Annotated in this window: 11 protein-coding genes; 5 read left to right on the top strand and 6 right to left on the bottom strand. The window is 50.7% G+C overall.

The window, feature by feature from the left end:
• Positions 1-148 precede the first annotated feature (148 nt).
• Positions 149-1,111, top strand: coding sequence for a polyprenyl synthetase family protein (locus G367_RS0102055; protein ID WP_020411426.1), 963 nt, complete (start codon positions 149-151; stop codon positions 1,109-1,111).
• Between the two features lie 1,004 nt (positions 1,112-2,115).
• On the opposite strand, the gene G367_RS0102050 is transcribed toward G367_RS0102055, so the two are convergent.
• Together G367_RS0102050 and galU are read right to left on the bottom strand one after the other, a co-directional pair.
• The gene (locus G367_RS0102050; protein ID WP_020411425.1) at positions 2,116-3,465 is read right to left on the bottom strand and encodes a phosphohexomutase domain-containing protein; all 1,350 of its coding nucleotides are present in this window, start codon (positions 3,463-3,465) and stop codon (positions 2,116-2,118) included.
• The gene (galU, locus tag G367_RS0102045; RefSeq protein ID WP_020411424.1) at positions 3,466-4,314 is read right to left on the bottom strand and encodes a UTP--glucose-1-phosphate uridylyltransferase GalU; all 849 of its coding nucleotides are present in this window, start codon (positions 4,312-4,314) and stop codon (positions 3,466-3,468) included.
• Positions 4,315-4,588: 274 nt separating this feature from the next.
• On the opposite strand from galU, the gene fabA reads away from it, so the two are divergent.
• Together fabA and fabB are read left to right on the top strand one after the other, a co-directional pair.
• Positions 4,589-5,113: a 3-hydroxyacyl-[acyl-carrier-protein] dehydratase FabA gene (gene fabA, locus G367_RS0102040; protein WP_020411423.1), complete on the top strand. Its 525-nt coding sequence runs from the start codon at positions 4,589-4,591 to the stop codon at positions 5,111-5,113.
• 68 nt (positions 5,114-5,181) lie between these two features.
• Positions 5,182-6,405 carry a beta-ketoacyl-ACP synthase I gene (gene fabB / locus G367_RS0102035; protein WP_020411422.1) on the top strand — a complete coding sequence of 408 codons (1,224 nt, stop codon included), beginning with the start codon at positions 5,182-5,184 and terminating at the stop codon, positions 6,403-6,405.
• Positions 6,406-6,455: 50 nt separating this feature from the next.
• On the opposite strand, the gene G367_RS0102030 is transcribed toward fabB, so the two are convergent.
• From G367_RS0102030 to G367_RS0102015, 4 genes are all read right to left on the bottom strand, one after another.
• A complete protein-coding gene (locus G367_RS0102030) occupies positions 6,456-7,304 on the bottom strand; it encodes a sugar nucleotide-binding protein (protein ID WP_020411421.1) in 849 nt (282 codons plus the stop codon).
• Between the two features lie 9 nt (positions 7,305-7,313).
• Positions 7,314-7,922: a single-stranded DNA-binding protein gene (gene ssb, locus G367_RS0102025; protein WP_020411420.1), complete on the bottom strand. Its 609-nt coding sequence runs from the start codon at positions 7,920-7,922 to the stop codon at positions 7,314-7,316.
• Positions 7,923-8,069: 147 nt separating this feature from the next.
• A complete protein-coding gene (locus G367_RS0102020) occupies positions 8,070-9,251 on the bottom strand; it encodes an MFS transporter (RefSeq protein WP_020411419.1) in 1,182 nt (393 codons plus the stop codon).
• Positions 9,252-9,341: 90 nt separating this feature from the next.
• Entirely contained in the window at positions 9,342-10,748 is a 1,407-nt protein-coding gene (locus tag G367_RS0102015) for a mannose-1-phosphate guanylyltransferase/mannose-6-phosphate isomerase (protein ID WP_020411418.1), read from the bottom strand.
• A gap of 159 nt (positions 10,749-10,907) precedes the next feature.
• Here G367_RS0102015 and uvrA point away from each other — a divergent pair, with 159 nt between their 5' ends.
• Both uvrA and G367_RS0102005 read left to right on the top strand, forming a co-directional pair.
• The gene (gene uvrA, locus G367_RS0102010; protein ID WP_020411417.1) at positions 10,908-13,733 is read left to right on the top strand and encodes an excinuclease ABC subunit UvrA; all 2,826 of its coding nucleotides are present in this window, start codon (positions 10,908-10,910) and stop codon (positions 13,731-13,733) included.
• Between the two features lie 553 nt (positions 13,734-14,286).
• Positions 14,287-14,895 (top strand): hypothetical protein, encoded by a 609-nt coding sequence (locus G367_RS0102005; protein ID WP_020411416.1) that lies wholly within the window; start codon positions 14,287-14,289, stop codon positions 14,893-14,895.
• Positions 14,896-14,946: the final 51 nt, after the last annotated feature.

Below are 14,946 nucleotides of genomic sequence, written 5' to 3'. Positions count from 1 at the left end.
CAAACGACCCCAAAGCAGCTGAATAGCCACATGAAGCCCGCAATTGACGGGGCGCAGATTCTAATCAATTCGTCGGGTTGATACAATAGCGCCCCTTTGCTGCCCGGGCCCCGGGGGGCGCCAGTCTAGTCGTATAAGGAACTCTCACATGCTGCCTTTTCACCGGGTCGCCGCCGAAGACTTTGCCGCGGTCAACCAGCGCATTCTCGATCAACTGCACTCGGACGTTCCTCTGGTGGAAAACATAGGGCACTATCTGGTCGAAGCTGGCGGCAAGCGCTTGCGCCCTCTTCTGGTGCTTCTCTGTGCACGTGCCTGTGGTTATAAGGGGGAGAGCCACATTGACCTCGCGACTATCATCGAGTTCATCCATACCGCCACATTACTGCACGATGATGTGGTGGACACATCCGACATGCGTCGTGGCCGCCTCACAGCTAACGCAAAATGGGGCAATGCTCCTAGCGTGCTAGTGGGGGACTTCCTCTATTCCCGCGCATTCCAGATGATGGTAGCCCTCAGGGATATGGATATCATGGCAATCCTCTCCGACACCACCAATACTATTGCTGAGGGTGAGGTTCAGCAGCTGGTAAATGCTGGTGATCCCGCGGTGGGCGAGGACAATTACTTTACGGTTATCCACAAAAAGACCGGCGCCCTGTTTGAAGCCGCCTGTGAAACTGCCGCCGTAATGGCTAACTGCACCAACGGGGAACAAACGGCCCTGAAACTCTATGGCCGCCACTTGGGCCTTGCCTTCCAACTTGTGGATGATGCTCTCGACTATCGTGGCAACCCAGAAGAACTTGGGAAAAATGTAGGTGACGACCTGGCGGAGGGCAAACCAACCCTGCCACTAATCTATACCATGGCCAATGGCAGCAAAGATCAGGCCCAATTGGTAAAAGAAGCGATAGAGCAACGCAGCGCGGAAAAACTATCCGAGATAGTCGACGCGATTGAAGCCTGCGGCGCCCTGGACTACACCATGGAGCGTGCACGTGCCGCTGTTAACAACGCTAAAGAGCAGCTGGAGTTCCTACCCAACTGCGAACAAAAGCTGGCTCTGCAACAACTGGCCAGCTTTGCTGTAGAGAGAAGCGTATAGCACTTTTAGCCACAGCAGCCGGGCCACCAACTATATTAGTTAGTGGCCCTATCACTCAAATACGCCTCCAGGAACATAAGTACTCCCCATACCTGAGTGCACTCCCCTCACTTACAAGGTGGGCAATATTTGTAACAATACGTTGCGAATTAAAGAGTCGTCCTCCAGATAGCAGCCTCTATAACTCTTAATCACATCTTTACAAAAATCGAGCCAGGTTACTTCCCTATAAATGCAACACCACCACCTGTAGCCAAGCTATTGCACTACTTATCCGAAAAATTAAATAAGCAGGACCAAAACTTAGCCATATCAAAGATTTAGGCATTTATTATTTTTAGTCCATAAATACCAAACGAAACTTTAGCACCATCAGTTTGAAGGAAAACAGCTTCAAAGTTTCACCCAATGGAAAATACCCAGAAGAAAAATTATGAGGCCATCCACTGCCCTATATCAATTCAGATTAGCACCTGAAAAATTCCCACAAAATAACCTTGTAATCACTAGAGGTGGACTAACTTCATTATACGTAGTGGATTACAAATTCCTGCATGACAACAATCCTTGCAGCAATAAGCTGGAATTTTTAATTTTGCAAATACACAATATTCCTCTATGTATACTAAGGACCCTATAGCTGCAAAAAAATACTGGATACAGCTGTAATCAACAAAGGAAGCTTTGGTTTTTTGGTAAAGTCAGAAGGTCATTTGGACGGTTCAAATTGAACAGGCATCAGTATGAATATTTGGTCTATGCGACAGCAATTGTTGCATGCGTCCATGAACGGTGGAAAATTTATGCACAATATTTAAATACCATGCAAAACTCTATTACCAGAAAGACCCGCCCGCTTTAGACTTACGGGACAACAGATTAAAATATGAAATTTTATTTACTAGTAATTATAGTATTAATTTAGGCAGGGAAGGCCAGCCAAATTTTTGACTGACCTTAAACAGGTCTCTTAAATTTTAACTACTGTATTTACTCTATCTTTTTCAAGCGCGAATTAAATCAAGAAGCTCTTGAGTTTTTTCACGCATTAGCGCCTCATTCCCACGGGACTCAACATTTAAGCGTACTACGGGCTCGGTATTGGACATACGCAAGTTAAAGCGCCAATCGGGATAAGCCACACTCAAGCCATCTACATGCTCAACGCTCTCAGCTCCCGGAGCATACTTTGCTTCGGCCATTTTTAGTAATTCAGCGGCATCCTTCACCTTAGAATTAATTTCCCCAGAACAGGGGAAAGCAGCCATACGCTCACTCACCAACTGAGACAAAGACTTACCACTGCGACTTACCAGCTCTGCCACTAAAAGCCAGGGGATCATACCGCTGTCACAGTAAGCAAAGTCGCGGAAATAGTGGTGCGCACTCATTTCACCGCCATAGATAGCGTCTTCTTTACGCATGCGCTCTTTGATAAATGCATGACCGGTCTTGCTCTGCACGGGCTCCCCGCCAGCTGCATGGACAATGTCCTCGGTATTCCACAGCAGGCGTGGATCATGAACAATTTTCGCACCATCATTTTTGAGCAAAAATGCCTCTGCAAGCAGGCCTACCACATAATAACCTTCGATAAATTCACCTTTTTCATCGAAGAAGAAACAGCGGTCGAAATCGCCATCCCAGGCAATCCCGAAATCGGCACCACACTCTCTCACAGCTTCCGCAGTCGCTGCACGGTTTTCCGGCAAAATTGGATTGGGAATACCATTCGGGAAGTTACCATCCGGCTGATGGTGTACTCGTACAAATTCAAATGGCAGATGCGGTGCCAAGGCATCAACCACTGCACCAGCGCCGCCATTACCAGCATTTACCACTAGCTTGAGTGGCTTCAAAGCCGTGCTATCGATATAAGACAGCAAATGTTTTACAAAATCGACACGGTGTTCAAAGCGATATAGATCACCTCGCCTTGGTGCTGAGGCAAAGTTATTTTGCTCTGCCAATCGCTTGATATCCAACAGACCAGTATCGCCACTAATTGGACTACTTCCTGCACGGACAAATTTCATACCATTGTAATCCATAGGGTTATGACTCGCGGTTACACAGATGCCGCCATCAAAATCCCCATGGGAAGTGGCAAAATAAACTTCTTCAGTGCCACACTCGCCAATATGAAATACGTCAGCACCGGCATCGCGTAAACCATTCGCCAGAGCATCGGTCAGTTCAGGGCTGGTCAAACGAATATCATGCCCAACTACAACCCGTCGCGCTCCGAGGAATTGGGCAAAAGCACGCCCCACACGATACGCAACATCTGGATTTAACTCTTCCGGCACACGACCGCGTAAATCATAGGCCTTAAAACAGGTAAGCTCAGCCACTTACTTCTTCTCCTGGGCAGCCTGCTTGGGCAGGTAAACATTCTCATAGACATGGTTCGTAGCTTCGATAAAGCCTTCAACCGAACCACAATCAAATCGGCGCCCCTTAAATGCGTAGGCCAAAACGCAGCCCTGGCGGGCCTGGGCTAGCAGCGCATCGGTAATCTGTACCTCTCCATTCTTGCCAGGAGGAGTATCGCGTATCAGGTCAAAGATATCTGGAGTCAGAATATAGCGACCAATAATCGCATTATTGCTTGGCGCCTCTTCGGCCGTCGGCTTTTCCACCATATCGGTAACCTGGTACAAACCGGGCTTGATCTCATTACCCGCAATCACACCAAATTTGTGGATATGTTCAGTAGGCACCTCTTCGACAGCAACAATACTGCAGCGAAACTGCTTGTATAACTGCACCATCTGCGCAAGTACGCCTAACTCCTCATTCAGGCACAGGTCATCTGCCAGCACTACAGCGAATGGTTCGTCCCCTACCAAGCGGCGCCCCTGAAGAATTGCGTCCCCCAAACCGCGCATTTCTCCCTGGCGCGTATAGGAAAAACTGGCGCTATCAATGACTTTGCGAACGGAATCAAGGTATCGTTCCTTACCAGTACCCGCTATCTGGTGTTCCAACTCAAAATTGGTGTCGAAATGATCTTCGATGGCGCGCTTGCCCCGACCAGTGACAAAGCCGATTTCCGTCAGCCCGGCTTCTATCGCTTCCTCTACGCCATACTGCACCAGTGGCTTATTCACCAGAGGCAGCATCTCTTTGGGCATGGCTTTCGTAGCAGGTAAGAAGCGGGTGCCGTAACCGGCAACCGGGAATAAACATTTCTTGAGCATTATGCTCCCCCATAATTTTGAAACGAGCGCACCCAGTGCTTGGCCGGCAACTTATCATAGTTGTTAGGGCCATTCACTTACAGATAATGACGCTAAAATCCCCTATTGGACCATAAAATCTACTACTGAATGCTCTAAGATTGTGAAAGCAATTCCAGCGCCAGTCACAAAAACAGCCCTGACCGACTAGACAAGCGACACAGAGCCCTTAGAATGCCCGCTCTTACAAAAACGCCCAGTATGGATTGCGTAACCACCCACCAACGGGGAAAAAATGAGTAATTTTGTTCAAAAAAGCACCTATAGCAGAGAGGAGCTACTGACCTGCTCCCGGGGCGAGATGTTTGGCCCTGGCAATGCACAACTGCCCGCTCCCAATATGCTGATGCTGGATCGCATCACACATATCTCAAAGGAAGGCGGAGCCTTCGGTAAGGGAGAACTGATTGCGGAACTGGACATTCACCCCGACCTTTGGTTTTTCGATTGTCACTTTCCAGGCGATCCGGTAATGCCCGGTTGTCTCGGGTTAGATGCAATGTGGCAGCTACTCGGCTACTTTTTGGCCTGGAAAGGTAACCCCGGGCGCGGTCGCGCACTCGGCTGTGGCGAGGTCAAATTTACCGGTCAGATTTTGCCCACCAGCAAGAAAGTCACCTATCACATCCAGATGAGCCGTATTGTTGAGCGCAGGCTTGTTATGGGAATTGGCGATGGTACCGTTGCTGTAGACGGCCGTGAAATTTACACAGCTAAGGATCTTCGCGTAGGCTTATTTACCCGTACCGATAATTTTTAAACACACCGTAAACCATTGTCGGTAGAAATCATGTAGTCCTCTACCGACAAGCTATGCTGGAGACCACTATGCGTCGGGTAGTCATTACCGGAATGGGTATTACATCCTGTATCGGCACCAATACAAAAGAAGTCACCGCCTCGTTGAGAGAAGGACGCAGCGGAATCCGCTTTCAGGAGGAGTACCGGGAGCTCGGCCTGCGCAGCCAGGTAGCGGGCCAGGTCGATATCGACTTCAAGGAACATATCGATAGAAAGCAGCTCCGCTTTATGGGTGATGCAGCCGCCTACGCATATATAGCCATGCAAGAGGCCATTGATATGTCAGGCCTGCAGGAGGATCAGATATCCAACCCGCGCACAGGTATTGTGATGGGCTCAGGCGGCACATCCACCCAGCAAATTATTGATGCGGCCCATACCCTCAAGGAAAAGGGCGTAAGGCGCGTGGGCGCCTACCGGGTGCCTCAGGTAATGAACAGTACCGTTTCCGCTTGTTTAGCCACCCCATTCAAGATCAAGGGAGTGAACTACAGCATTTCCTCCGCTTGTGCCACCAGTGCGCACTGTATAGGGAATGGAGCCGAGCTGATCCAGATGGGTAAGCAGGACATTGTCTTTGCAGGTGGTGGTGAGGAGCTAGCCTGGAGTTTGACTCACCTTTTTGATGCAATGGGCGCCCTATCGAGTAAATATAACGATACCCCAACGAAGGCCTCACGTCCCTACGATGCCGACCGGGATGGCTTCGTTATCGCCGGTGGCGGCGGCTGCCTGATATTGGAAGAAATGGAGCACGCTGTAGCCCGTGGAGCCACCATCTATGCCGAGCTGACCGGCTACGGCGCAACCTCTGATGGTTACGATATGGTCGCCCCCAGTGGTGAGGGTGCAACCCGCTGTATGCAACAAGCGTTAGCGGGAATGGACGGCAAAGGACTGAGAGGTAACGTGGATTACATTAATACCCACGGCACCTCAACCCCAGTTGGAGACGTGGCTGAATTGAAGGCTATGCGTGAAGTCTTTGGTGACACAGTTCCAGCATTTGCCTCTACCAAGTCCCTTACAGGCCACTCCCTCGGCGCCGCTGGCGTACAAGAGGCGATTTACAGTCTACTGATGATGCAAAACAACTTTATCGCTGCATCTGCCAATGTAGAGAATCTGGACCCTGCAGCTGTGGGTATGGATCTGGTGACCGAAGTTCGCGACAGTGAGATCAAGCGGGCCATGTCTAATAGTTTTGGATTTGGTGGTACTAACGCCTGCCTAGTATTCGACAAGATCTAAACAAAAAAAGGCGCCATATAGGCGCCTTTTTTATCTTTGCTGATAGAAACCTAACCAGACTTTTCTGCACCCAAACGTTCTAACCAAAGCTCTACCTGTCGGGTGAGCCCCTGGCGCCAGCTGTGCTGCTGAATGCCAAACACATCCCTCAATTTTCCACAGGCCAGCACAACACTGCGATCCTTTTGACCAGAATCCTCTAATGCACTGAGTTGCACAAACCGCTCTTCATCGTGAAATGACTGTGCCCGCTCCACAACCTCTAACGCAAACTCTATAGCGGTGCAGCTGTCTGAACTTCCGTAATGATAAACCCCTGGAGCAAAGGCACCACTGGCTAGCTGTTGTGCTATCGCTACCGTCACACGAGACAAATCGAGAACAGTAACCGGATTACCGTTATTGATACCATCCAGTTCGAGCGGTTCACCAGTTATAAAGCCCCGTAATACCCGCGCAAGCAGGGCTTCCAGGTTGCTATCCACCATCCAGCCAAATCGCAGGATAGTCAGGTTTTCTAATCCACTCAGGGCACGCTCACAAGCCAACCACTGGCGACCGCTTCGAGCCTGTGGATCCGCCACTTCATCCTCATCATATCTCCGCTGTTCACCTCCAGCGAATACCTGATAAGAGGAAAGGTGAATAACATGTTGACAGAGTCCTCTCGCGAGCTGCTTAGCCACCTGCAGAGACTCTGGCATGCCCTGGCTGTCTGCGCAGGCCGAGGCATTGATAACAATCGAGCTTGATCGCAGCTGGTCGAGCTCTGCGGGTAAAAGCTGTTGAACACGAAAGCCAGCGCGCTGCAGGCGTTTCTGCAGAGCGCTGTCGATATCGTTACCAGCAGTAATGACCGCTACCGTGTCCGGCTTATAACCGGTATGTAGATCAGACACTGGATGGGCTTAGAAGGGAATATCGTCGTCAAAGCTGTTATCGAAACCACCCGCTGGCCCCTGGTTAGGCTGCGGCTGCGGTTTGCTGGACGGTGCCATTGGTGATGGCGCCGTGCGCCCCTGAGCAAAGGAATCCTGACCTCCCTGCTGATAACCGCCCTGGAAACCACTCTGTTGTTGCTCGTAGCCACCCTGGCTACCGCCCATAGATTGGCCGCTCATGCCAGCAGCACCCATTCCGGCACCACCCATACCCTGTCCGAAACCTCCTTGCTCCCCACGGCCGTCGAGCATCTGCATTTCACTGGCAACAATCTCGGTAGTGTAACGGTCCTGACCAGTATTCTTATCTTGCCATTTGCGGGTGCGCAGAGAGCCCTCAATGTACACCTTAGAGCCTTTGCGCAGGTACTCACCGGCAATCTCGGCCAGGCGGTTAAAGAATACCACCCGGTGCCACTCAGTGCGCTCCTGCTGCTGACCGGTCTGCTTGTCCTTCCAGCTCTCACTGGTTGCCAAGCTCACATTAGTGACCGCACCGCCACTCGGCATATATTTGGTCTCTGGATCATTACCCAAATTACCAATCAGAATTACTTTGTTGATCCCCCTGGCCATGGCCCTCTCCTCTCTTCGACCCAGGTCCTACCCAGGCAATAATCATTCAATATTTAAGATGTGAGGTGACTCACACCAACCATGCGCGACCGCCCAGATTGGCGACCAGTGTATTTTTATCCAGCAGCATACAACAGACACTACCAGTTAGTAAGCACTACCCTCTCGAGCTTTTGGCTCCCGCTCCCGCAACAACCACCAAAGCAGAATCCAAACAGACAGAACGGAAAAACCGAGCCATGCTACGGCACTGGCACCCCCAAGGCCAAAAAGGTATCCCCCCAGACTACCGCCTACAAAAGTGCCGAAAAACTGCAGTGTGGCATAGAGCCCTGAAGCTGCGCCACGGGCATTCTCAGGTGCTTTGCGAGTCAGCTGGGCTGGCAACAGAGCTTCAAGCAGGTTAAAACCAGTAAAGAAAATACCTAGCAGCAGCACAACAGCTACGGGGCCATTTATAGGCAGCAATGCCGCGCTCCCCCCCACCAGGGCAACACAGGCAAAATTCAAAGCGAGCCCCACTCTATCGCTGCGCTCTGCCGCCCGCATCAGAGGCAGCATCAGGATAAAAGTACCCAGCATCAGCGGGCCATATAGTTTCCAATGCTCTCCCGCCGGCCAGCCAAGCCTGTCGACCAACACCAATGGAAGGGCGACAAACATAGCTGTTAATAAGAGATGAGAAAAAAACGCTCCTGAAACCAATCTCCAGGTAAGGCCACTAACCAAAACCTTACGAAAACCACCGCTGAAAACCGCTGGGCGCCTTGCCACCTGGGGAGTGGGCACCACTCGCCAGACCAGCAACATCCCCAGAATTGCCAGCCCTGCTGTCACCCAGAAGATAACCGGGAGTCCCCCTGCTCCCGCGAGAGCAGGGCCCAATATTACCGCCAGCATAAATGCCACCCCTATAGAGGCCCCTATGATAGCCATGGCAATGCCTCGCTTCTCATCCCGGGTGAGATCAGCAACCAGCGCCATCACTGCTGCGGCAATCGCTCCACATCCCTGTAGAATCCTACCCACAATCAGGCCATAAACAGAGTCTGTCTGCGCGGCAATAACACTGCCTAAGGCAAAAACCGCGAGGCCAGTATAAATAACAGGCTTACGTCCCCAGCGGTCGGACAGAAGGCCCAAAGGAATCTGTAACAGTGCCTGGCTCAGCCCATAGGCGCCCATCGCCAATCCCAATAGCATCGGTGTGCTATCGCGATAACCCTCACCGTAAATTGTGAGAACCGGCAATACCATAAACAGGCCGAGCATGCGAAAGACATAAAGGGAAGCCAGCCCGCCCAGGGCCCGGCGCTCAATGGAATTCATGCAGTTCCCGGAACAGCGTTAAATTGGGCGCGCATTGTACAGCGAGCAGCCGCCAGGCTGTAGTGGAAGGCGTACAACTTTCGGGCTTTTCTAACCGCGACCATAGTCATCATCAAAGCGGACTATATCGTCCTCTCCAAGATAACTGCCGGATTGGACTTCAATTAATTCCAGGGGAATGGTTCCAGGGTTTTCCAATCTGTGCACCACCCCCAAGGGGATGTAAGTGGACTGATTTTCTGTGATCAACAGCTCTTCTTCACCACGAGTTACCTTGGCGGTACCCCGCACTACGATCCAATGCTCGGCGCGGTGGTGGTGCATCTGCAAGGACAACTGCTGTCCCGGCTTAACTACAATACGCTTGACCTGGAAGCGCGGTCCGGCATCAATAGAGTCGTAATAGCCCCAGGGACGATAGACTTTGCGATGGCGCTGGGCCTCGCTGCGGCCAGAGCGCTTGAGACTGCTAACCAGCTTCTTAACCTCCTGAACCCGCTGTTTTTCAGCGATCAGCAAAGCATCATCAGTGTCTACAACTATCAGATCCTTCACTCCCAACAGGCTTACCAAACGGCTCTCTGATCGCACTAGGCAACCCTCACTCTCTTCCAGCAGGATATCTCCATGTAGCAGATTGTCATCGGTATCCCGTTCTGCCAGTTCCCAGAGTCCGAGCCAAGAACCTACGTCGCTCCAGCCCGCATCCATTGGCACCACCGCGGCAGATTCAGTGAGCTCCATCACCGCATAATCCACGGACTCATCAGCACAGGCAGCAAAAGCGACTTTATTCACACGTGTAAAGTCTAAATCCCTAACAGCACCTTTATAGGCTTCTCGGCAGGCGGTGAGTATATCTCCACGGTGCTGCCCCAGCTCTTCCAGGTAACGGGAAGCGCGAAATAAGAACATGCCACTGTTCCAGCAATGCTCACCTCCTGCCAGATAAGACTCAGCCGTCTCGGAGTCAGGCTTCTCGACAAATTCCGCCACTTTCCAGGCCTTTGCTGTCAAGAGCTCTCCACGGCGAATATAGCCATATCCCGTTTCAGCACGTGTTGGCACAATTCCAAATGTTACCAGGTGCCCTTGCTCCGCCAAGGCACTTGCCGATTGCACAGCCTCTTGGAAAGTCGTGACATCAGCCACAGCATGATCCGCCGGCAATACTAATAGCAACGGGTCATCACCACCCTCCAGAGCCGCTAAAGCCGCAAGAGCGATAGCCGGCGCCGTATTGCGCGCACAGGGCTCCAGCAGGATAGACTGAGTTCCATGGCCGATCTCCTGTAATTGCTCTGCAGCTGCAAAGCGGTGCTCCTCATTGCACACCAAAATGGGGGCCTGCAGCTGCTGTATTCCCTCCAAGCGCCGCACCGTAGCCTGCAACATGGTCTCGCTACCAATTAAAGGTAAAAATTGCTTTGGGTAGGCTTCACGGGAGAGCGGCCACAGACGAGAACCTGTGCCGCCACAGAGAATTACGGGAATCATCAATTCAATCTGCTTGGCTGTTGGATATTTGCGGCAGACGATTTTGGCACATCGGATAGCGAGTTTATACTTGGCTGTTTTTCCGGCACCGCAGTTGTGATCGCCCTGAGCGTAACAAGTTCGAAGTCCGGCCCAGTATTATCAGTAGATAGGTAGAGCGTGGACACGATTTATGTAAGGGGTGCGCGCACCCACAACCTGAAGAATATCGATCTCGACATTCCCCGCGACAAGCTGATCGTGATAACCGGACTGTCTGGTTCCGGTAAATCCTCCCTGGCATTTGATACTCTCTACGCAGAGGGCCAGCGCCGTTATGTTGAGTCTCTCTCCACTTATGCGCGTCAGTTCCTATCGATGATGGAAAAGCCCGACGTGGATACCGTAGAGGGCCTGTCTCCTGCCATCTCCATTGAGCAGAAGTCCACCTCCCACAATCCGCGCTCTACAGTGGGTACCATCACTGAAATTTACGACTATCTAAGGCTATTATTTGCCCGGGTAGGTGAGCCTCGCTGCCCGGAGCACAATGAGCCACTCCAGGCCCAAACTGTTAGCCAGATGGTGGACCAGGTATTAGCCCTGCCAGAAGGCAGCAAGATCATGTTATTGGCACCTGTGGTTCGCGATCGCAAAGGCGAGCATCAACATGTGTTCGAGCAGCTGCGTCGAGACGGATTTGTACGTGCACGTATCGATGGGCTTATCTGCGACCTGGACGATACCCCCAAGCTGGATAAGCGCCGCAAGCACACCATTGAGGTGGTGGTAGATCGCTTTAAGGTACGTGAAGACCTGCAATTGCGCCTGGCTGAATCCTTCGAGACCGCTTTAAATCTCACTGATGGTATCGCTTCCATCAGCTTTATGGATGGTGACCAGGAAGACCGCCTCTTTTCAGCCCGCCATGCCTGTCCAGTATGTGACTACTCACTGGATGAGCTGGAGCCACGCCTGTTCTCCTTTAACAATCCTGCCGGTGCTTGTCCCAGCTGTGACGGCCTGGGAGTCAAGCAGTTCTTCGATGAAGACAAGGTGATTCTCGACCAGGAAAGCAGTATCTCCGAGGGCGCCATTCGCGGCTGGGACCGACGCAATATCTATTACTACCATATGCTCGACTCCCTCGCCGAACATTACGGATTCGACCTCGACAAACCCTGGAAAAAGCTTCGTAAAACCCATCGCAGAATTATCCTGCAGGGTAGTGGCGATGAGGAAATCGATTTCAGCTATGTCAATGATCGCGGTGATGTCACCGTGCGCCAGCATACCTTCGAGGGGATTATCCCCAACTTCCAGCGCCGCTATAGGGATACAGAATCCCAGTCTGTACGCGAAGAGCTGGCTAAATACTTGAGCACACAAAAGTGCCCTGAGTGTCACGGCACCCGTTTGCGCCGTGAGGCTCGACATGTATTTGTGGATAACCGTACACTGGCGCAGATTACCGAGTTACCCGTTGGCGACGCCTTTGATTATTTCGACCACGAACTGACCTTCAAAGGCGCACAGAAAGAGATCGCCGATAAGATTCTTAAAGAGCTGCGAGACCGCTTTCGCTTCCTTGTAGATGTAGGTCTGAACTACCTGACTCTGAACCGCAGTGCAGAAACCCTATCCGGCGGTGAGGCACAACGGATCCGCCTCGCCAGTCAGATCGGTGCCGGCCTTGTCGGCGTAATGTATATCCTCGACGAGCCCTCCATCGGTCTACACCAGAGGGATAATGAGCGCTTACTGAATACACTTACCCACCTCCGTGATATTGGTAATACCGTAATCGTTGTTGAGCACGACGAAGACGCCATTCGCAGTGCCGATTTTATTGTCGATATCGGCCCCGGTGCCGGCGTTCATGGTGGCGAAGTGGTCGCGGCTGGCACCGCTGATAAGATTGCCAGGTGCAAGAAATCCCTAACCGGCCAATACCTGTCAGGTAAAAAGAAAATTGCCGTACCAGAAGAGCGTTACATCCCTGCCCCCGATTATGTTCTGCGACTCGAAGGAGCCAGCGGTAACAACTTGCAGAATGTTGACTTAGAGATTCCCGTTGGGCTATTTACCTGTATCACGGGTGTTTCAGGCTCCGGCAAGTCCACGTTAATTAACACCACCTTGTATCCGCTTGCTGCCACTGCCCTCAACAAGGCCACCACCCTAAAGGCCTCCCCTTACAAGGCTGTCCATGGGCTGGAACACTTCGACAAGTGCGTGGATATAGACCAAAGCCCCATCGGGCGTACCCCAAGGTCCAATCCGGCTACCTACACCGGCATCTTCACTCCAATTCGCGATCTGTTTGCCGGCACCCAAGAAGCTCGTTCACGCGGCTATAAGCCTGGACGTTTCAGCTTTAATGTTAAGGGCGGGCGCTGCGAGGCCTGTCAGGGTGACGGCGTGATCAAGGTGGAAATGCATTTCTTACCAGATATCTATGTACCCTGTGATACCTGCCATGGTAAACGCTATAACCGTGAAACCTTGGAAGTACACTACAAAGGCAAGAATATCCACGAAGTGCTGGAGATGACAGTAGAAGATGCTCGGGGGTTTTTTGATCCCGTGCCGGTAATCGCCAAAAAATTACAAACCCTAATGGATGTAGGCCTCTCCTATATCAAGCTCGGCCAGGCAGCCACCACGCTCTCCGGCGGTGAAGCCCAGCGAGTGAAACTATCCCGCGAACTCTCCAAGCGAGATACAGGGCAAACCTTATATATCCTCGACGAGCCCACAACCGGCCTACACTTTGCCGATATCCAACTGTTATTGGATGTTCTGCACCGCCTGCGCGACCATGGTAATACGATAGTTGTAATAGAACACAATTTAGACGTTATCAAAACTGCAGACTGGATCGTAGACCTGGGCCCCGAGGGCGGTTCAGGCGGTGGGCAGATCATCGCTGCTGGGACACCTGAGGAAGTTGCTGAAATAAAAGTTTCCCATACCGGACGTTTTCTGAAACCGATGCTTAGTTAGTTAAGTAAGATAGGGTGCCAGTCTAAAAACCGGCATCCTGAAATCCATTGAATACCATTATAGTGGCAATAGCTATCCTAATTACTTTGAGCTTCTACAGGCCTGCTGCAAAGAAGAATTCAGGATAGTGCGACAGAAAATTAGAGAGGCTAAATCTAATTCCTCCTATTCTCTCTCCAAGAATGGATCCATATGGTCTGGAGAGAGAAGGGAATTTATAATTCCAGCACAGGACAAATACACGCTTCTTGCAGTCTCTCGTGGAGAGGAAACCGCTGAGCTATGGGAAAAACTCAACAAAGAAAGATGGAACATTACTGTGTCTTCCTATTTTTGCTCTCCACTTGAAAATTGTTATCAATCAAATTCTCTAAAAATGTCTGCAGAGGTAGATCATTGCTCAACAGATTAACACCTATACACGCCATTATTTGCTGTAAAGTAAAAAACCACCAAAACAGCTAACATATTTATTAGCAAATGGCGCCGATTTTCCACTATAGAAAACAAACAGAGCGCACTCCAGTTCTGACTGACTTGTAGGCACATAATTATGAAATATCTTAATAAGGAAAGGCTCAACTTAATAATTGCACTAAGCGCCATCTTTATTTCTATAGCCTCTTTTTACGCCACTTATCTTCAAGCTAAAGCAGCTAATAAACAGGTCAGAGTAATGACGATGCCAGTCGTTAAATTTGACCAAGGCAACTTTGACGGATCAACTCAAAAAGCAACTATAATTTTCGCATTGCATAATGCCGGCGCAGGGCCTGCCATCCTAAAGAACCTAGAGTTCACATACCAAAATAAAACCTACCCTGACTTAGATACTTTTCTAGACGGCTGCTGCGCCAAGGAAAAAAAGAAATTATATGAAGCTATAAGTGAACTTAAAAAAGAAGGTGATAGTATTCTTGCCAACCAGAGCGGTTTGAACACGGTGATATTGGAACAAGCCATCATTCCTGCTCAGGCATCTATAAAATTCTTAACGTTGCAAAGAACAGTGGCAAGTGACCCGCTCTGGGAAAAGCTCGACATGCTTCGAAACCATATTGAAGTTGAAGCATGCTTTTGCTCACCCTTGGGTGATTGTTACGAATCAAAGGGAGTTCAAATTTCCTCTGAAGTAAAACATTGCCCCCATAATAAAAAATAAAAAAACAGCACCTATTTGTTTAAGCGGCGCCAATTAAGACTTCAGAGGCAA

The sequence above is a fragment of the Microbulbifer variabilis ATCC 700307 genome (genome assembly GCF_000380565.1).
Taxonomy (GTDB): Bacteria; Pseudomonadota; Gammaproteobacteria; order Pseudomonadales; family Cellvibrionaceae; genus Microbulbifer; species Microbulbifer variabilis.
This window is presented reverse-complemented; position numbering and strand designations above follow the sequence as displayed.